This window comes from Halospeciosus flavus (genome assembly GCF_029814175.1).
Classification (GTDB): Archaea; Halobacteriota; Halobacteria; order Halobacteriales; family Halobacteriaceae; genus Halospeciosus; species Halospeciosus flavus.
The window spans coordinates 2513233-2531183 of record NZ_CP122312.1 but is presented as its reverse complement, the minus strand read 5'-3'; the positions used below and the strand labels follow the sequence as shown (position 1 = coordinate 2531183).

Annotated in this window: 25 protein-coding genes and 1 tRNA gene; 13 read left to right on the top strand and 13 right to left on the bottom strand. The window is 68.3% G+C overall.

The genetic code is table 11. From position 1 onward, the window contains the following. Position 1: 1 nt before the first annotated feature. Positions 2-1816, top strand: a complete 1815-nt coding sequence (locus P0Y33_RS13275) for a helicase C-terminal domain-containing protein (RefSeq protein WP_279527875.1) — start codon at positions 2-4, stop codon at positions 1814-1816. On the opposite strand, the gene P0Y33_RS13270 is transcribed toward P0Y33_RS13275, so the two are convergent. The 3 genes from P0Y33_RS13270 to P0Y33_RS13260 form a co-directional block, all read right to left on the bottom strand. Next, a complete protein-coding gene (locus tag P0Y33_RS13270; RefSeq protein WP_279527874.1) occupies positions 1733-2104 on the bottom strand; it encodes a hypothetical protein in 372 nt (123 codons plus the stop codon). The genes P0Y33_RS13275 and P0Y33_RS13270 overlap by 84 nt on opposite strands. A 91-nt stretch (positions 2105-2195) precedes the next feature. Beyond that, a tRNA-Arg gene (locus P0Y33_RS13265) sits at positions 2196-2270 on the bottom strand. Positions 2271-2354: 84 nt separating this feature from the next. Beyond that, positions 2355-2723, bottom strand: coding sequence for a YccF domain-containing protein (locus P0Y33_RS13260; protein WP_279527873.1), 369 nt, complete (start codon positions 2721-2723; stop codon positions 2355-2357). 98 nt (positions 2724-2821) lie between these two features. Here P0Y33_RS13260 and P0Y33_RS13255 point away from each other — a divergent pair, with 98 nt between their 5' ends. From P0Y33_RS13255 to P0Y33_RS13240, 4 genes are all read left to right on the top strand, one after another. Continuing rightward, positions 2822-3370 (top strand): AAA family ATPase, encoded by a 549-nt coding sequence (locus P0Y33_RS13255; protein WP_279527872.1) that lies wholly within the window; start codon positions 2822-2824, stop codon positions 3368-3370. Next, positions 3367-3786: an RNA-binding domain-containing protein gene (locus P0Y33_RS13250; RefSeq protein ID WP_279527871.1), complete on the top strand. Its 420-nt coding sequence runs from the start codon at positions 3367-3369 to the stop codon at positions 3784-3786. The genes P0Y33_RS13255 and P0Y33_RS13250 overlap by 4 nt, the downstream gene beginning before the upstream one ends. A 163-nt stretch (positions 3787-3949) precedes the next feature. Further along, a complete protein-coding gene (locus tag P0Y33_RS13245; protein ID WP_279527870.1) occupies positions 3950-4264 on the top strand; it encodes a hypothetical protein in 315 nt (104 codons plus the stop codon). A gap of 63 nt (positions 4265-4327) precedes the next feature. Next, positions 4328-4711 carry a secondary thiamine-phosphate synthase enzyme YjbQ gene (locus tag P0Y33_RS13240; RefSeq protein ID WP_279527869.1) on the top strand — a complete coding sequence of 128 codons (384 nt, stop codon included), beginning with the start codon at positions 4328-4330 and terminating at the stop codon, positions 4709-4711. On the opposite strand, the gene P0Y33_RS13235 is transcribed toward P0Y33_RS13240, so the two are convergent. From P0Y33_RS13235 to P0Y33_RS13225, 3 genes are all read right to left on the bottom strand, one after another. After that, the gene (locus P0Y33_RS13235) at positions 4712-5272 is read right to left on the bottom strand and encodes a magnesium transporter (protein WP_279527868.1); all 561 of its coding nucleotides are present in this window, start codon (positions 5270-5272) and stop codon (positions 4712-4714) included. Continuing rightward, on the bottom strand, positions 5273-5845 hold the full coding sequence (locus P0Y33_RS13230) for a magnesium transporter (RefSeq protein ID WP_279527867.1): 573 nt from the start codon (positions 5843-5845) through the stop codon (positions 5273-5275). It abuts the gene before it with no gap. Between the two features lie 66 nt (positions 5846-5911). Next, positions 5912-7090 carry an MFS transporter gene (locus P0Y33_RS13225; protein ID WP_279527866.1) on the bottom strand — a complete coding sequence of 393 codons (1179 nt, stop codon included), beginning with the start codon at positions 7088-7090 and terminating at the stop codon, positions 5912-5914. An 85-nt stretch (positions 7091-7175) separates the two neighbouring features. Between P0Y33_RS13225 and P0Y33_RS13220 the strand changes: the two genes are divergently transcribed. Next, the gene (locus P0Y33_RS13220; protein ID WP_279527865.1) at positions 7176-7451 is read left to right on the top strand and encodes a hypothetical protein; all 276 of its coding nucleotides are present in this window, start codon (positions 7176-7178) and stop codon (positions 7449-7451) included. Here P0Y33_RS13220 and P0Y33_RS13215 read toward each other — a convergent pair whose 3' ends face one another. Further along, complete coding sequence (locus tag P0Y33_RS13215; RefSeq protein ID WP_279527864.1) at positions 7452-8852, bottom strand: signal recognition particle protein Srp54; 1401 nt, start codon at positions 8850-8852, stop codon at positions 7452-7454. It lies immediately after the preceding gene. An 88-nt stretch (positions 8853-8940) separates the two neighbouring features. Between P0Y33_RS13215 and P0Y33_RS13210 the strand changes: the two genes are divergently transcribed. Continuing rightward, on the top strand, positions 8941-9438 hold the full coding sequence (locus P0Y33_RS13210) for a hypothetical protein (protein WP_279527863.1): 498 nt from the start codon (positions 8941-8943) through the stop codon (positions 9436-9438). A gap of 77 nt (positions 9439-9515) precedes the next feature. Continuing rightward, positions 9516-10202, top strand: a complete 687-nt coding sequence (locus P0Y33_RS13205) for a DUF7546 family protein (protein ID WP_279527862.1) — start codon at positions 9516-9518, stop codon at positions 10200-10202. Positions 10203-10212: 10 nt separating this feature from the next. On the opposite strand, the gene ftsY is transcribed toward P0Y33_RS13205, so the two are convergent. From ftsY to P0Y33_RS13180, 5 genes are all read right to left on the bottom strand, one after another. Next, positions 10213-11400: a signal recognition particle-docking protein FtsY gene (ftsY, locus tag P0Y33_RS13200; protein ID WP_279527861.1), complete on the bottom strand. Its 1188-nt coding sequence runs from the start codon at positions 11398-11400 to the stop codon at positions 10213-10215. A 4-nt stretch (positions 11401-11404) separates the two neighbouring features. After that, entirely contained in the window at positions 11405-11872 is a 468-nt protein-coding gene (pfdA, locus tag P0Y33_RS13195; RefSeq protein WP_279527860.1) for a prefoldin subunit alpha, read from the bottom strand. Between the two features lie 181 nt (positions 11873-12053). Continuing rightward, positions 12054-12719: a translation initiation factor IF-6 gene (locus P0Y33_RS13190; RefSeq protein ID WP_279527859.1), complete on the bottom strand. Its 666-nt coding sequence runs from the start codon at positions 12717-12719 to the stop codon at positions 12054-12056. A 2-nt stretch (positions 12720-12721) separates the two neighbouring features. Next, a complete protein-coding gene (locus P0Y33_RS13185) occupies positions 12722-13003 on the bottom strand; it encodes a 50S ribosomal protein L31e (protein WP_279527858.1) in 282 nt (93 codons plus the stop codon). A gap of 2 nt (positions 13004-13005) precedes the next feature. Then, on the bottom strand, positions 13006-13158 hold the full coding sequence (locus tag P0Y33_RS13180) for a 50S ribosomal protein L39e (RefSeq protein ID WP_279527857.1): 153 nt from the start codon (positions 13156-13158) through the stop codon (positions 13006-13008). A 107-nt stretch (positions 13159-13265) separates the two neighbouring features. Here P0Y33_RS13180 and P0Y33_RS13175 point away from each other — a divergent pair, with 107 nt between their 5' ends. Then, positions 13266-13655, top strand: a complete 390-nt coding sequence (locus tag P0Y33_RS13175) for a DUF7522 family protein (protein WP_279527856.1) — start codon at positions 13266-13268, stop codon at positions 13653-13655. 2 nt (positions 13656-13657) lie between these two features. Here the strand turns inward: P0Y33_RS13175 and thpR are convergent, their stop codons facing one another. Then, complete coding sequence (thpR, locus tag P0Y33_RS13170) at positions 13658-14212, bottom strand: RNA 2',3'-cyclic phosphodiesterase (RefSeq protein ID WP_279527855.1); 555 nt, start codon at positions 14210-14212, stop codon at positions 13658-13660. A 53-nt stretch (positions 14213-14265) separates the two neighbouring features. On the opposite strand from thpR, the gene P0Y33_RS13165 reads away from it, so the two are divergent. The 4 genes from P0Y33_RS13165 to P0Y33_RS13150 all read left to right on the top strand — a co-directional run bounded on the left by P0Y33_RS13165 (position 14266) and on the right by P0Y33_RS13150 (position 17951). Continuing rightward, a complete protein-coding gene (locus tag P0Y33_RS13165; protein WP_279527854.1) occupies positions 14266-15222 on the top strand; it encodes a tetratricopeptide repeat protein in 957 nt (318 codons plus the stop codon). 5 nt (positions 15223-15227) lie between these two features. Continuing rightward, complete coding sequence (locus P0Y33_RS13160; RefSeq protein ID WP_279527853.1) at positions 15228-15524, top strand: DUF424 domain-containing protein; 297 nt, start codon at positions 15228-15230, stop codon at positions 15522-15524. Positions 15525-15614: 90 nt separating this feature from the next. Then, positions 15615-16604, top strand: a complete 990-nt coding sequence (locus P0Y33_RS13155; protein ID WP_279527852.1) for a hypothetical protein — start codon at positions 15615-15617, stop codon at positions 16602-16604. A 93-nt stretch (positions 16605-16697) separates the two neighbouring features. Then, entirely contained in the window at positions 16698-17951 is a 1254-nt protein-coding gene (locus P0Y33_RS13150) for an aminotransferase class V-fold PLP-dependent enzyme (RefSeq protein WP_279527851.1), read from the top strand.

Sequence of the window (17951 nt, the reverse complement as noted above, 5' to 3'; positions counted from 1 at the left end):
CGTGAACCCCGCGCGCATCCACGACGAGTTCCCCGCGCCCTCCTACCGCGGGACCCAGGAGCAGGCGCTCGCCGACGTGCGCGCGGCCTTCGAGGGCGGCAACGACGTGGTGCTCGTCCGGGCACCCACCGGCAGCGGGAAGTCGCTGGTCGCGCGGGCCATCATGGGGTGTGCCCGCCAGCGCTCGGAGGCCGACCCGAGCGACGCGGTCGGCGCCTACTACACAACCCCGCAGGTGTCGCAACTCGACGACGTGGCGAGCGACGACCTCCTCGACGACCTGAAGGTCATCCGCGGGAAGAACAACTACACCTGCATCCTCCCCGGCGAGGAGCAGACGCCCGTGGACCGCGCACCCTGCGCCCGCGAGCGCGGCTACGACTGCGCGGTCAAACACCGCTGTCCCTACTTCTCGGCGCGCTCGATCGCCTCCGCCCGCGACTTCGCCGCCATGACGCTCGCCTACTTCATGCGGACCGCCGGGAGCGAGGTGTTCCGCCAGCGCGACGTCTGCGTGATCGACGAGGCACACGGACTCGCGGAGTGGGCCGAGATGTACGCGACCATCGACCTCTCGCCGCGCTCGGTCCCCATCTGGGACGACCTCCGAATCCCCGACTGTGACGGGGACGTCGAGCGCGCCTCGAAGTTCGCCGAGCAACTGATGGACGTCTGCGAACGCGCGAAGGACGACCTCCTCGCGAAGGACGAACTCACCCCCGAGGAGGCCGCCAGACGCGACCGCCTCCAAGAACTGCGCTCGGAGATCCAGTGGTTCGTCGAGGACTACCGCGACCCGCAGAGCGCGACGACGTGGATCGTCGACCAGGCCGACTCGGGCGCCATCACGGTGAAGCCGATGAACCCCGAGCGCTACCTCCAGCACACCGTCTGGGACCGCGCGAACAAGTTCGCGCTCCTCTCGGCGACCATCCTCAACAAGGAGGCGTTCTGTCGCGGCGTCGGTCTCGACCCCGACGACGTCGCACTCGTCGACGTCGAGCACACCTTCCCCGTGGAGAACCGCCCGCTCTACGACGTGACCCAGGGGAAGATGACCTACGAAGAGCGCGACCGCACGCTCCCGAAGGTCGCCGAGACGGTCGCCCGCGTCGCCGCGAAACACCCCGACGAGAAGGGGTTGGTCCACTGTCACTCCTACGGGATCCAGGAACGCCTCTACGAGCGACTCCTGGACCTCGGACTCGGCGACCGCGTCCGCCGTCACGACTCGGAGCGCCGCGACGCCGAACTGGAGGCCTGGAAGGACAGCACCGACCCAGAACTCTTCCTCTCGGTGAAGATGGAGGAGGCGCTCGACCTGAAGGACGACCTGTGCCGGTGGCAGGTCCTCTGTAAGGCCCCGTTCCTCAACACCGGCGACTCGCGGGTCGCCCGCCGCCTCGAAGACGGTCAGTGGGCGTGGTACTACCGCTCGGCGCTCCGCACCGTCATCCAGGCCTGCGGCCGGGTCGTCCGCTCCCCGGACGACTACGGCGCGACCTACGTCGCCGACCAGAGTGTCCTCGACGTCTTCGAGCGCGCCCGGACCGACATGCCCGACTGGTTCCGCGAGCAGGTCGACCGGATGGACGAACCGAACCTCCCGGAACTCGACGTCGAGACCGCGACGGCCGCCACCTCGTCGGGACGCCCGCAGTCGACTCGACCCCCCGGAAGTGGACGAGGCGACGAGAAGAGCGGCGGAGTTGGGGGAAGGGGCGGGACCCGCTCACTCGACGAGCAGGTCGGTGACGGAGACGGCGGTGGTGAGCGCGCCGACAGCCCGATGGCCGACGTCTGGGACCTCGACTGAGTGGAACGCCGTGCCGAGTAGGCGTCGGAAGAGCGCGAGACAGACGGGCGAAGCGTCGACGGTCGGTGGCGCGACGAGCGACGCCGGGAGGGGGACGAGCACGAGGAGAGTGTCCGCGACGACGGCGAGTACGTCGAGGGACGCACCCAACCCGAGGTCGAACGCGTGTGCGGTGGCGACACCGAAGACGAGCGACGCGACCGCCGTGGCGAGCAGGCCGAGCGCCGGCCGGCCGACTGCCGCGAGGAGTGCGAGACCGGTGCCGACGAGCGTGGTTTGACGGGGCATCGCGACCAATTGGCCCCGTCACCGTACTTGAACGTTCGCAGCGTGTACGGGGAGTCGGGTGGAGAGACAGTGACAGTGAGGTGGAGGAACGCGGGCACGGAGGGATTCGAACCCTCGCACTTCTGGTTAGAAGCCAGACGCTCTGTCCGAGCTGAGCTACGTGCCCTCGCCCCTCCGTACGGGGTACTCGCAAAAAGCCGTTTGGGAATCCTCTCGCGGGGAATCGCACCTGCGCGTCGAGCGAGGCGGGTCAGTACCGGTAGAGCGTCGTCACGTAGGGCAGGCGGTCGAGCATCCAGACGGCGATGGGCAGGCCGATAATCGAGTCGGCGAGCGCGGCGGCGCCGAGCCCCCAGAGGAGACTCGCCCACCAGCCGACGAACACGAAGTAGGGTGCCCGCAAGAGCAGGGAGTACTGGTCGCGGCCGTGGTCCGGGTCGATGATGCGGCGTTCGCGCAGCGAGAGCACCCACGGGACGCGATTGATGAGTTTGATACCGAGGGGAAGCCCGACGACGGTGACGTTCAGGAGCCAGGCGAACCCGATGGCGAGTGGCGTCGCCCACCACCCGACGAGGAGGAACCACACCGCGCGGGTGAGCAGAGACCGGTCGCTCATGTGTGTGTTGTGCGGGTCCGAGCGCCGGCGGGAAAAGCGCGCGGGCCCGTCCCCGCCTTCCACAGCCCTTATGCGCGATTCGCCAGTAGCTTCGGGTAATGACTGTCATCGGAACCGTCGGACTCCCCGGAAGCGGGAAGGGCGAGGCCGCGGCCGTCGCGGAGTCGCTCGGCGTCCCCGTCGTGACCATGGGCGACGTCATCCGCGAGGAGTGTCGCGACCGCGGACTGGACCCGGCGACCCACCACGGCGAAGTGGCGAAGAAACTCCGCGAAGAGGAGGGCGAGGGAGCCATCGCCGAGCGCTCGCTGCCGATCGTCCGCAACTACCTCGACGACCACGACGTCGTGCTCGTCGACGGCCTCCGCTCGGACGCCGAGGTCGAACGCTTCCAGGAGGCGTTCGGCGACGACTTCGTGCTCGTGAGCATCGAGGCCCCCTACGAACTCCGCAAGGAGCGCATCACCGAGCGCGGCCGCGACAAGGGCGAACTGGAGGGCGGCGAGAGCCTCCGCGCCCGCGACGCCCGCGAACGGTCCTTCGGCATGGAGGAGGCGATGGAGATGGCCGACGTCACTATCGAGAACGTCGGGTCGCTCGAGGAGTTCCAGGAACGCATCGAGGAAATCGTCGAGGAGCACCGATGATCTACAGCGTCGACGTCGAGATCACGGCCCCGGTGAAAGCCACGGAAGTCGGCGAGCGCGTCGCCGACGCCGTGCAGAACATCTTCCCGAGCGCCGACGTCGAGGTCACCTCCGAGGAGGTCCGGGCGGAGACCCACGACGTCGAGGAATTCCGCGAGAAACTGTTCGAACAGCGCATCCTCGACACCGCCCGCGGGCGCTTCCGCGAGGGCCGCACCGAGGACGGCTTCACCTTCGACCTGAAGAAGCAGGCCGCCCGACAGGGCGTCGTCAACTTCTCGGTCGGCAGCCCCGACGAACTCGGCGACATCCACGTCGAGGTGACGGTCCACGAACCCTCGGTCGAGCGGTTCGTCGCCTACCTCACCCCCGAGACGGAGGCCGGCGAACCCGTCGTCGAGGAAGACGATATCTGAGTTACCGCGCTCGTTTCTCAGTTATCGGCTCCATATCTCGGTTATCGACCGCGTATTTCGATTATCGGCCCCATATCTCGACTATCCGCTCCATTTCTCAGATATACCCTCGTTTTGCCGAGTTACCGCAACGACTATGCGTCGCTCCGGCGCACCGGCAGGTATGCCGACGTACACCGTCGAAGCCGACTCGCTCGAAGACATCGCGGACGACCTCGCCGACCTGGGCGTCGCCGGCGCAGAAGAGCGCCGTTTCGGCGACCTGACCCGGACGTTCGCCCGCCTCCTCGACGGCGTCCGCGAGGCCCACGAGCGCACCGACGGCGAGGGGAACCAACAGTCGAAGATCGCGGAGTACGCCGGACTGGCCGACGAGTTCGACAGCGAGCGCATCGGCGCGATGCTCGACGTCCTCTCGTACTTCGGACACGTCGAGAAAGTCGACCGCCGCTACCGACTCGGCGAGCACGAGCAGTAGGGAGACCAGCGGGACCGAGGCGCCGTCGGAAGCGGTTAGTGCGACCCGGTCGACGTCGCGCGTATGTCCGAGTTCACGGTCGAGACCGAGTCGAAGACGGACGTCGTGGACGTGACCGAGCGCGTACGCGAGGCGGTCCCCGCGGGCGCGGACGGCGTGGCGACGGTGTTCGTCCGCCACACGACCGCCGGCGTCGTCGTCAACGAGGCGGAGTCGCGTCTGCTCGACGACGTCGAGACGTTCCTCGCGGACCTCGTCCCCGACGAGGGGTGGAAACACGACCGCCTCGACGGCAACGCCGACAGCCACCTCCGTGCCCTGCTCCTCGGCGAGAGCGTACAGGTCCCCGTCACCGACGGCGACCTCGACGTCGGAACGTGGCAGTCGATTCTCCTCGTCGAGTGCGACGGCCCGCGGACGCGTTCGGTGACCGTCCGGGTCACCTGATCAGGGGACGAGCACCTGGACGACGGCGTAGAGGATGACGACGCCGAGCACGTCGCAGGTGTTGGTGACCACCGGGATGACCACGTCGTCCGGGTCGAGTTCGAGGTGGTAGGCGGCGTAGGTCGACACCAGCGTCACGGCGATGGCGAGGAGCGCGAGCGCGGCGCCGCTGGTCAGCGAGACGAGGACGACGGTCACCACCCCGAGGTCGGTCGTCCCCGTGACTGCCTTGATGGCCCACGCGCCGACGCCGGCCAGCGGGAAGAGCGTGAGCGCGAGTGCCATCGTCGCCAGCGCGTTGCCCGCGAGGTCGTCGTCGCGCGGGTCGAAGGAGAGCGTGCCGAGGTGGAACGCCGTCGAGAGCCGCGAGGCGAGGATGCTCCCGAGGTTCCCGGCCATCCCGATGGTGACGGGGACGAGCACGAGCAACGAGGGGTGGGCGTAGAGGTCGGCCTCGAACGTCCCGAGGACGAGACCGCTGCCCACCTCGACGACGGTCAACGGGAGGAGGACGGGCAACATCGCACGCGAAATCGCCCCGACGGTCCAGTTCTCCGGCATCTACAGCACCCCCGCGACGATCCAGACGGCCGCGAGCAACGAGAGCATCCCGAAGACGTCGCCGGTGGTCGTGACGATGGGACCGACGAGCGCGTCGGGGTTCTGCCCGTTGCGGAAGCCGACGAAGACGACGAGCACGACGGCGACGGTGAGCACGACCCCCGAGAGGAGCCCCGTGACGAGGGCGATGGCGACGAGGACCGGCAGCGGCGCGGTCGCTCGACCGAGACCGAGGAGGACGAGGTAGGCGACGACGGCGGCGAAGACACACGCGAGCAGGCCGTTGGCCATCGCGGCGGCGACGGCCGCGCGGAGGCGCTCGTCGTCGACGTCGAAGTACGGTTCGACGATACCCTGGTGGAGACCACTGGCGAGGCGCGCCCCGAGCGACCCGTAGACGTTCCCGCGGGTGGCGAGCAGCGCGGGGACGAGCACGAGCAACCCCTCGACGGCCTTCAACTCGGCCTGCATCCCGCCGAGGACGGCGCCGGCGAACAGCCCGCCGACGGCACTGGCGAGCAACGCGGGGAGCGCCTCCTCGTACGCGTTCCGTGCGACGTCGCGCACGCCCATGTGGAAGAAGCGACGGGGACGAGGGATAAAAAACCGGGCCGAACCGATTCGCGCCACACTCGACGCCTACTCCGTGACGAGCAGGCCGACCGCGACGACGACCGCGACGACGAGACCGGCGAGCAGGAGGCCGAACGCGGCGTCGAAGCCGGCCGTCTCGGAGACGATACCGACGACCGCCGGGGCGACGGCGCCCGCGCCCATCAGGATGGTGCGGACGACGCCGAGTCCGCCGCCCGCCAGCGAGTCCGGGACGAGTTCGACGAGGTAGGCACCGCGGACCGGGCGGAATCCGTGGCTCCCGAGGCCGAAGGCGACGACGGCGACCCCGAGGGCGAGCGGCGAGGCACCCGGTCCGAAGAGGACGCCGGCCAACCCGACGGCGGCGAGGACGAGCGTCCCGACGACCACGTGGAGGGAGCCGAGTCGGTCGCTCAACTCGCCCGTAACGAGTTGGACGAGGCTGACGACGAAGAGCGCGCTGTAGAGCAGACTCGCGGTCGCGGCGTCGAGACCCGCGGCGTCGGTGAGGTAGAGAGGGAGGAAGGCGACGGCACCGTTGTAGGCGAAGGAGAACCCGACGGTGACGAGGACGAACGCGTCGAAGCGGGCGTCGGCGAACAGCGAGAGGTAGTCGGCCACCGCGGCGCCGCTCCCGCCGTCGCCGCCGTCCACCTCGGGGACGCGCGCCGGGACGCGGGCGACGAACCCACCGGCCAGGAGCACCCCGACGACGCCGCCGACGAGGAAGAGGACGTGCCAGCCGGGGGTCCCGGTCAGGACGACGACGGCCGCGGGCGCGACGACGCCACCGAACGCGCCGAAGGTGTCGAGGACGCCCAGCGCCCGCCCCTTCCGGTGGGGGTAGACCGTCGAGAGCAGGCGGACCGCGACCGTCTTGTGGACGCCGGTCCCGAGTCCGACGACCACCATCCCCGCGACGAGGAGCGGGAAGGGGACCGGCGCGAAGAGGGCGAGCGACGCACCGGCGGTGACGAGCGCCCCCGCGGCGACGACGCGGACCGGGCCGAGGCGGTCGGCGAGCGCGCCGGCGGGGAACTGCATCAGCGCGTAGACGAGCATCATCGCGGTGAACGCCAATCCGAGCGCGCCGTTCGAGACGCCGTAGAGGCGCTGGAACTCGGGGAACAGCGGCGGGAAGGCGTATCGGAGGAACTTAGCGAGAAACCAGAGTCCCGCGGTCAAGAAGAGCGCGTCGAGGTCGGCGAGACGCCGCAGGTCCATCGGCGGATACTCCGACGCTCGCCCACAAAAACCGTCCGACTGTGTGGCCCGCACGCCTTTGTCGCCGGCGACCCGACGTGCCAGTATGCACGCACCACGTCACACGTTGCTGGCGTCACTCACCGTCGGCGCCGGTTCGCTGGCGGCACTCCTCGCGGTCGTCGGGACCGTCGTCCTCCCGACGGCGCCCGCGACGCTCGCGGCCAACGGCATCGTGGAGACGATTCAGCAAGTCGACCAGATACTCGAGGCCGTCCTCGACCTCGTCAGAACGTTCTCGCGGCTGTTCGGCGAGGGTGGGATGGAAGGTGGAGAAGGTGGGATGGGTGGCGAGGCCGGGTTCCTCGCGTGGCGGGCCTGACTAGAACGGACCGCCGCCGCCGCCACCGAAGCCGCCGAGACCGCCGCCTCCGCCGCCCTTGTTCTGCATCTTCTTCATCATCCGCTGCATGTCGCCGTCGCCCATGCCCTGGAACTGCTTCATCGTCCGGGACATCATCTTGTGCTGTTCGAGGAGTTCGCGGACCGTCTCCTCGTCCGTGCCCGAACCCTTGGCGATACGGCGGACCTGCGAGGCGCCGATGGAGCGGGGGTTCTCCAGTTCGTCCTCGGTCATCGAGTCCATGACGACCTCGAAGTGACGCATCCGGTCCTGGGTGACGTCCATCGCGTCGTCCGGGAGTTGGTCCATGAGACCGCCGCCCATCCCCGGAATCATGTCCATGACCTGGTCGAGCGGACCCATCTTGTTCATCGCCTCCATCTGCCGGCGCATGTCCTTCAGGGTGAACTCACCCTTCAACATGTCCTCGGGGTCCCAGTCCTCCTCTTCTTCCTGGGTCTCTTGCATCGCGCGCTCGACGCGCTCGGTGAGTTGTTTGAGGTCGCCCATCCCGAGGAGGCGGGAGATGAACCCCGAGGGCTCGAAGCGCTCGATGTCCTGAACCGTCTCACCGGTCCCGAGGAAGGCGATGGTCGAGTCCGTCTCGTTGACGGCCGTGAGGGCACCGCCACCCTTCGCGGTCCCGTCGAGTTTCGTGATGACGACGCCGTCGATGCCGATGGTGTCGTCGAACTCGCGGGCCTGGTCCTTCGCACCCTGCCCGATGGCGGCGTCGAGGACGAGCAGGCGCCGGTCGGGGTCGGCGACGTGGTCGATCTCCTCGATCTCGTCGATGAGGTCCTCTTCGAGGGCGTGGCGACCGGCCGTGTCGACGATGTGGACGTCGGCGTCCTCGGTCGCTTCGAGACCCTCGCGGGCGATCTTCACCGGGTCGTCCTCGTCGGGGTCGCCGTAGAACTCGACCTCGGCGCGACCGGCCATCTGCTTGGCCTGGTCGTAGGCGCCGGGTCGGAAGGTGTCCGTCTGGATGATGGCCGGCCGGAGACCCTTCTTCGAGAACCAGTAGGCCATCTTCGCGGCGGAGGTCGTCTTCCCCGACCCCTGGAGACCGGCGAGGAGGATTGTCTGCTCTTCGAGGGGGAGTTCGGTCGAGTCGCCGACGAGGTCGACCATCTCCTCGTAGACGATGCTGAGGACGTGGTCGCGGGCGGTCGTGCCGCCGGGCGGTTCCTCCTCGAGTGCGCGTTCCTTGATGGAGTCGGAGAGCTCCATCACGAGGGAGACGTCGACGTCGGCCTGCAGGAGCGAGCGCTGGATCTCCTTGACGACCTCCTCGACGTCTTCCTCACTGATGCGGGACTTCCCCTGGAGCTTGTCGAGCGTGCCCCGTAGGGAACTCCCCAAGTCGTCGAGTACCATTTGCTAGATGAGAGGGGACGGCGGCGTTAAAGGCTTGTGCGTCACTCGGCGTCGGCTTCTTCCCCACCGAGCACCTCCTCACTGGTAGATGGCAACTCCCGACGTCGACACCGACGAGCGCGACCCGGTGTACGCGACCCACCCACTGGTGGAGGTGCTCTGCGAACTCGCGGCCGACGCCGACCCCAGGCCGCTCACGGTCGCGCTCGCGACCACGGCCGCGGGTGACCTCGACGCCAGCCCCGATTCCGACCTCGACTCCGACCAGGGCCGCGGGGACACGCCGCTCGCCGACCTCGACCCGGAGACCCCGGTGTTCTCGGACTTCTACTTCCCCGGCGCGGGCGAGACCGTGAAGAACGTCTTCGGCGTCGACCTCGCGACGCCCGCCGGCGGGACGCAGGGCCGGTTCCTCTCCCACCCGAAGGGCGACAGGGAACCCGGGATCACCGACGACTTCGCCGCCCGACTCCTGGTCGCGGTGCCGCCGTGGGGCCCCGAGAACGTCCGGGCTTTCACCCGCGACGGCGACGAACACGACCTCGTACTCGTCGCCGGGAGCGCGCCCGAGACCCGCCTCGACTGATCGTCGACGGCTGACGACCGAGGGGCGTCGCGCGTCGAAGGGACGAGTATACGGGCCTCGGGGCCCAACCGCCGAGCGTGAGTACCGACACCGGTCTCGGGGACCGCCTACGGACGTACGGTCTCGGCACGGAGGCGTTGGCGTGGTGGACCGGCGTCTGCTTCGCCGAGGCGATGGCCGTGCTCGTCTACCTGCAGGTGGCGAGCGTCGCCGTCGCGGACGTCCGTTACGTCGTCTACCCGTTCGTCTGGATCAACGTGGGACTGTGGGCGGCGATGAACGTCGACGCGACCGCCCAGAACGTCCGGCAGTACGCCTTCGCGCTCGGTGTCACGACCCTCTACGCCGTCCTGCTGTTCGTCGCGGGCGGCCTCTTGCAGTTCGGCGCCGGCGAACCCGGCACCGCCCTCGACGTGCGGTTCGACGCCACGCCGGGGTGGGCGCCGTTCGTCTTCTACGACGGCCTGCTCGTGCAGGCGAGTATCGTCCCGTTCAAACTCGTCGGCTACCTCTCGCTGGCGTACCTCGTCTACGCCCGTCTGCTGGAGGCGACCCGCGGCGTCGTCGCCGGCCTGCTCGGTCTCGTCACCTGCGTCGGGTGTACCTTCTCGGTCCTCCTGCCGCTGGCGGGCGCGACGGCCCTGTTCGGGACGGCCATCACCACCTACTCGTGGGACCTCTCGACGCTGGTGTTCCCACTGACGGTGGCACTGCTCTACTGGAACGACGAAGCGTACGGGTGGGTGCGCCGACGCCTCCCCTGAGCCGAGTCCGCTACTCGGAGAGGAGGTCGTCGACCAGCGCCTCGGGGTCGAAGCGCTGGATGTCGTCGTACCCCTGGCCCGTCCCGAGGAAGAGGATGGGTTTGCCCGTGACGTGGGCGACGGAGATGGCCGCACCGCCCTGCGAGTCGGCGTCGGCCTTCGTCAGGATGGCGCCGTCGATCTCCGCGGCGGAGTCGAACTCCTTCGCGCGGTTGACCGCGTCCTGGCCGGCGACCGCCTCGTCGACGAAGATAGTCATGTCGGGGTCGACGACGCGGTCGATCTTCTCGAGTTGGGCCATCAGGTCCTCCGAGGTGTGGAGGCGGCCCGCGGTGTCGCCGAGGACGACGTCGATGTCGTTGGCCTGGGCGTACTCGAGGCCGTCGTAGATGACGGCCGCCGGGTCGCCACCCTGCTCGTGGGTGATTATCTCGGTCCCGAGGGTCTCCGCGTGTTCACGAATCTGCTCGTTCGCGCCGGCGCGGTAGGTGTCGCCGTTGGCGAGCACCGTCGAGAGACCCCGGTCTTCGAGGTACTTCGAGAGTTTCGCGATGCTCGTCGTCTTCCCGACGCCGTTGATGCCGGTGAAGATGACGACGACCGGCTTCTCGGTCTGTTCGATGCGCTCGACGAAGTCGAACTGGCCGACGCCGATGACTTCGAGGAGCGCGTCCCGGAGCGCCGACTCGACGAGGTCGCCGGTGCTCTCGGTGAACTTCTTCTCCTCGCCGACGAGTTCCTCACGAATCCGGTCGAGAATCTCCTCGGCGACGCTCATCTCGACGTCGCTCTCGAGGAGGGCCATCTCGAGGTCCCACAACTGGTCCTCGAGGTCCTCCTCTTCGATGACGACCCGTCCGCGGGCGAAGGACTTCGCCTTCCGGGTGAAACTCGTGCCGGAGGACGATTCGGTCTCGGTCTCCTCCTCGGCTCCTTCGGCCGCTTCCTCGGTCGCCGCTGCTTCGGGTTCCTCGACCGCTTCGCTCTCCGGTTCCTCCGCTTCGGCCGCCTCGGTCTCCGTCTCGGCCTCGGCTTCGGTCTCGGGTGCCTCCGCTTCGGCCGCCGTCTCCGTCTCCGCTTCCGCGGTCTCGGCTTCGGCCTCCGCTTCGGGTTCCTCGACTTCCTCGGCCTTCTCCTCGGCGACTTCTTCGGCGTCTTTACGGAAGTTGTTGAGCTTGTCCTTCAGCCCGTCGAACATCTATCTACTCCTGGTCTTCCTGCTGCTGGGCCTGCTGCATCTGCTGTTGCATCATCTGCTGTTGCATCTGCTGGGCCTGCTGTTCGAGCTGGGACATCTCGGACTCCAGTTCCGCGATCTCCTCTTTGACGTCCTCGATCTGCTCGTCGACGTGGTCCTTCTTGTTGTCGAGCGTCTCCGCGGCTTCCTCCTCGGTCTGCTCGGCCGCGTAGTCGGCGCCGAGGTTGACGACGATCTCGTCCATGTCCTGCACTTCCGCGCGGACGTAGGCGCCGCCGCCGAGGGGCACCTGCACCGTCGAGCCGCTCTCGATGGCGTCGAGCGCCTCGATGGCCTCGTCGATTTCGAGCTTCTCGGCCTCGAACTCTTCAATCTGGGCCTCGAGGGCCTCCTTCTCCTCCTCGAGGGCCTGCAGTTGCTGGGACAGTTCCTGTAGCTGCTGTTGACCGCCACCGCCTCCTCCAAGACTCATGTTCAAGAATCCAGTCCGCGAGCGGGAAGTATCTTCCTACTCAGAAACCCGACGGCGTCGGCCTCGCCGTTCGAGCAGTACGGACGTTCGAGGGAGAAATCGGAGAGTAGCACGTGGCCACGGCCACGAGTCGAAGTCAGAGTCGGAGAGAACGGAAACGACGACTGACGAGCGGCGGCCGTCAGTCGATGAAGCCGAGCGCGTCCTCGATGCGCCCGAGTTCCGGACCCGTGGTCTCCTCGCCGACGACGTAGCCACCGTCGTTGGCGACGAGACCCGACCCGACGAGCGGGGCACCGTAGTTGATGGTGCCGATGTCCGCGTGCGCGTCGAGGGCGTCCTCGACGGCGTCGAGTTCGTCGTCGGTCGCCTTCGGGTGGCAGAGGACGCCGCGGTTGTTCGCGACGGCCGCGGTCCCGACGGTGTCGGTCTCGCCGATGGTCCCCCGTGTGACGGGGACGTCGAGTGTGTCCTGCACGGCCTGGACGGCCTCGCGCGAGAGGTCCGGGTGGACGTACGCGCCGGTGTCGTTGGCCAGCACGATGTTGCCGGCGGCGTTGACCTTCCCGGGGAGTTTGCCCACGTCGAGGTCGGTCTCTTCCTCGATGCGCTCGATCTCGAGATCGCGAGCGCGACCGCTGACGAGGATGCCGTTCGAGTTACCCGTAGCGAGCGCGCCGACGGTTGCGGATCCACCGACCGTCGTCGGGACGGCGGGGACCTCGAGCTCCTCGGACAGGTCGTCGACGAGGTCGTCGTCGAGGTCCGGTCGGACGAGCAGGCAATCGTCGGTAGCTCGTGCGAAGACGCCGACGTACGGCGACCCCGCGAACGACGCGCGTAGCACCCTTACTCTTCGGCGTGTTCGGCCTCGACGACCGCCTCGCCCTCTTCCTCGAAGCGGGCGGCGCGGACGCGAAGCTTACTCGGCGGGTTCTTCTTCCCACGCGACCAGACGGCCTCGTTGATGGACGAGTCGAGACGGACGGCGTCCTCGTCGACGTTGAGGTGCTGGGCGAGGTGCTCGCGAACGAGCTTCATCGCCTTGTCTGCGCGGGCGTGCTTCGGTGCGGCCTTCGCGTCGCGGAGCGGGACGGTGACGATGCGCTCCTCGAAGTCACTGGCACTCATCGTTACTCGTCGGTGTCGTTACGCCGCCAGTGGCGTCGCTTGGGGTTGCGCTGCGTGTCGCGGTCCGTCTTCATGATGACCCAGGCCGGGACGCGGCTGTTCTGGTTCTCGAGTTTGGCCAGTCGCTTCTTCTTGGCCTTGTTCTTCTTGCTCATAGTGTTCGTCACTTCCCCTGCCGTGCATAAAACGTTGTTCTTCTCGTCCCCGCCGAAAGACCGTGTGGGCCGCCGAGTTTTATGACCGAGGCAGTCGACCCCTGTGTATGGGCAACACACTCCTCGGTGAGGACGGCGCCGAACGAATCCGTAGCATCGCCCGCGCCGCCGTCGGCGACAGTCTCCGCTCTATCACCTACTTCACGCGCACCGAGTACGACCAGATCTACCTCCGGAACGACCTCGAACGCGACGCCGACCTCTCCTCGTTCGTCGGCCACGAGTGGCAGGCGTTCCAGATGACCCAGGACACCTACGGCGGGTCGGAACTCGGCGGCTACGAGTACACGCTCCGCTCCTTCGAGAACGGCTACCTCCTCCGCGTGGCGACCGAACGCGAGGGCGTGTTCCTCACCGCCGACTCGCTCACGCTCAGAGACTACGAGGAGGTCGCGACCGCGCTCGAAAACGAGATAGAGACCTGGCGCGAGGACTAGCGTCAGAGTTCGACGGCGTGGACCGTCGAGTACTCCGGACCCTCCGAGGTGAGTTCGCTCTCGGTCAGGCGGAGTTCCTCGACGCGCATCGTCCCGATCTCGGGGTGAGTCTCCTCGACGAGGTCCTGGACGAGTTCCTTGCCGCCGGCGTGTTGCATCCGTGCGAGCGTCACGTGGGGCGTGAACTCGTGGTCCTCCGGGTCGAAGCCGATGTCGACCATCCGGTGTTCGACGGCCTCGTGCAGTCGGGTGAGTTCCTCGGTCCCGCGGCCGATCCCCGCCCAGACGACGCTGATGTAGTCGAGATTCGGGAAGACGCCCAACCCCTCGACGTCGGCCTCGAACGGTTCGACTGCCGCCTCCTCGGCGGCGTGGGTGAGTGCCTCCTCGACGGCGCCGACTTCGGCCTCGGGCACGTCGCCGAGGAACTTCATCGTCAAGTGAGCCTGTTCGGGGTCGGTGAAGCTCAACCCGCTCGCGTCGCGGAACTCGCTCTGTACGGCCTCGACCGCCGGTGCGAGTTCGTCCGGCAGGTCGACACTCACGAAGAGTCGCATATCGACAGTAGGGTCCCGCAGGCCTTAACTCCGCGCCTCCCATATCGGGGGTTATGTCCGACGACGGGAAGCCGCCCGAGAAGCACCACTTCTCCGAAGGGCAGGGCTTCGACGATCCGTACGAGGGGTTCGATCTCGACCCGCCGGAGCTAGCCGTCGACCCCGAGACGGTCGACCCGGTCGACACCCGCGTCCTCGCCGACACGCTCGACGAGCGCAACGTCGCCTCCGACGACGTCGACGCGGACGAACTCATCGACGTCGGCCTGAGCTACATCGGCGTCAACCGTCACGAACAGGCCGTCGACGCCTTCGAGCGCGCGGCCCGCTTCGCCGACGACGACCGTACCCGTCAGGAGGCGTGGGTCAACAAGGGCATCGCCCACGCCGAACTGGAGGAGTGGGACGAGGCCGCCAGCGCCCAGCAGGAGGCGCTGTTCGTCGACGAGGACGGCGAGTTCGCCGCCCAGGCCGAGACGAACCTCGCCTACGCTCTCTGGGAGTACGGCAAGACCACCGAAGCCTACGAGCACGCAGAACAGGCCGTCAAGAAGGACAAACACGTCCCGCAGGCCTGGTACAACCTCGGCTTCATGGAGAACGAGCAGGGCCGCCACGAGGAGGCCGTCGACTGCTTCGACAACGCCATCCGCCTCGGCTTCCGCCAGGCCGACGTCTTCGAGGAGAAGGCCCGCGCACTCGACCAACTCGGCCGCGAGCAGGAGGCCCAGGAGGTCGAACAGCACGCCGAGGAGATCCGCCAGCAACAGGAAGAGCGACTCGTCGAACAGGGCAGCCCGAGTCACGGTCAGGGTGGCCAGCAGCCCCAGCAGGGCGGACGGGGTCAACAGCCCGGCCAACCTCGTGGCGGCCAGCAACCTCGACAGGGTCAGCAGCCTCCACAGGGTCAGCGACAGGGGCAGCAGGCGCCGCGCGGCCAACCGGCCCGACAGGACAGTGACCTCCAGGACATCCTCGACGACATCGACGTCGAACACGAGAGCGAGTGAGCGCGATGATCGTCTCCGAGCGCCACACCGACCAGGGCCTCCTCGTCACCGTCTGTGACGCGGACGTCCTGGGCGAGTCCTTCGAGGACGAGGAGCGTGGCGTCTCGCTCACCGTGACCGAGGAGTTCTACGGCGGCGAGGAGGCTACGCCCGAAGAGGTCGAGGAGACCCTCGCCCGCGCGTCCATCGGGAACCTCGTCGGCGAGGAGGCCGTCGCCCTCGCCGTCGACGCGGGGTTCGTCGCGGAGCCGAACGTCCTCGACGTCGAGGACACCCGTCACGCCCAGTTCCTCAGACTGTAGCGGCCACGGACGGTGCGGCACGCGCCGCCGGTGGCATCAGACTCAAACCACCTTCGTCTCCTACCTCGACGTGTTCCAGTGGTTCTTCGATTGTCAGAGAGTGGATACGTACCCGTCCGGCTCGGGGCGTTCGCGGCGCTGGTCGGGACCCCGGCCGTCCTGCTCGCGTGGACGCTCGCCGAGCGCGGACTCGTGAGCGGTGCGACCGGTCTCGAAACGCTGCTCGTCCTCACCGGCGGGGTCGCGGCCACCGCCGAGTACGACCGGGCCGTCCACGCGTCGACGGGTTCACACGGCGTCGCGGCCGCCGTCCCCTCGCTCGGCCGGACCGACGCCGCGGCGGTCTCGGCCGCCGTCGCCGCCGCCGTGCTCACGCACGTCCTCGGCGTCCACGTCGGGTTCGGGCCCGTCGTCGCCTCCGCGCTCGTCGGCCTCGTCGCGGGACTCGTCCTGCCGGAGGTCGACGCGGCGGCCTACTGCGGGTCGTTCGTGGGGATGGCCTCCGTGGCGCTGTTCTCGGACGTCGCGTACCTCGTGGCGGCGGGCCTCCTCGCCGGTCTCGCGTTCGTCGTCAGCCGCGGCGTCTTCGACGGCTACGGCGGGAAACTCGGGACGACCGCCTTCTTCGGTTGTGCGACGACCGCCGCCCTCACGACGGCCGACTACGCGGTCGGGAGTGCGCTCCCGTGGGCCGCGGCGTCCGCCGCCGTCCCCGTCGCCGCGGCCGGGGCCGTCGCGACGACCGTCCTGTCCCGCCGGTTCGGCGTCGGGTCGGTCGTCGCCTCCGCACTCGTCGGCCTCGTCGCGGGACTCGTCCTGCCCCCGCTCCTCCCGGGTACCGGCGCGACGCTGGCGACGGTCGCCTTCTGTGCCTCCTTCGCGGGGATGTCCTCGACCGACCGGCTGGGGAGCCTGATGCACGTCGCGCTCGCCGGCGGCGTCTCGGGCGTGGTCTTCGTCGGCGTCACCGCCGCGTTCCCCGGCGCGGGAGGGAAACTCGGGACCGTCGCGTTCGTCTCCTGTGTCTCCGTCGTCGGTCTCGAACGCCTCCGAACCGGTCGCGTCCCGTCGGTCGCGTGACCCGGCGGTCGCGGCCCGAGGACGCGTCGCCGACCACGGCAAACCCCCGCTTTTCCGAAGAGACCTAATGGCTCGCAGTGCTAGCCGTCACTAATGGCAACCCAGGAATCGGAGAGTCCGCTCGACGTCCAGCGGCTCCGCGAGGACTTCCCGGTCCTCGAACGCGAGGTGGGGGAGGGGACGCCGCTCGTCTACTTCGACAACGCCGCGACGACCCAGACGCCGAAACAGGTCGTCGAGGCCATCACGGAGTACTACTACGAGTACAACTCCAACGTCCACCGCGGCATCCACCAGTTGAGTCAGGAGGCCTCCGTCGCCTACGAGGAGGCACACGACCGACTGGCGGAGTTCGTCGGCGCCTCCGGCGAGCGCGAGGAGATGGTGTTCACCAAGAACACCACCGAGGCCGAGAACCTCGTCGCCTACGCGTGGGGGCTGAACGAACTCGGAGAGGGCGACGAAGTCGTCCTCACGGAGATGGAACACCACGCCTCGCTGGTCACCTGGCAGCAGATCGCCAAGAAGACCGGCGCGGACGTGCGCTACATCCGCGTCGACGACGAGGGGAAACTCGACATGGAGCACGCGAAGGAACTCGTCGGCCCCGACACGGCGATGGTCTCCGTCGTCCACGTCTCGAACGTCCTCGGGACCGTCAACCCCGTGAGCGAACTCGCGGACATGGCCCACGAACACGACGCGCGCATCTTCGTCGACGGCGCGCAGGCCGTCCCGAACCGCCCGGTCGACGTCGAGGCCATCGACGCCGACTTCTACGCCTTCTCCGGGCACAAGATGGCCGGGCCGACCGGCGTGGGCGGACTCTACGGGAAGAAACACCTGCTGGAGGAGATGGAGCCCTACCAGTACGGCGGCGAGATGATCCGGAAGGTCGACTTCGAGGACGCGACGTGGAACGACCTGCCCTGGAAGTTCGAGGCCGGGACGCCGGTCATCTCGCAGGGCATCGCGCTCCACGCCGCCGCCGACTACCTCGACGAGATCGGACTCGACCGCATCAGTGAGCACGAGGAGTACGTCACCGAGTACGCCTACGAACGCCTCTCCGAGATCGAGGGTATCGAGATCTACGGCCCGCCACTCGGCGAGGACCGCGGCGGTCTCGTCTCGTTCAACCTCGACGGCGTCCACGCCCACGACCTCTCCTCGATCCTCAACGACTACGGCGTCGCCATCCGCGCGGGCGACCACTGCACCCAACCGCTCCACCAGAAGATGGACATTCCGGCCTCCGTGCGTGCCTCCTTCTACCTCTACAACACGCGCGCGGAAGTCGAGGCGCTCGTCGAGGGCGTCGAAGCCGCGAAGAACATCTTCGCCTGA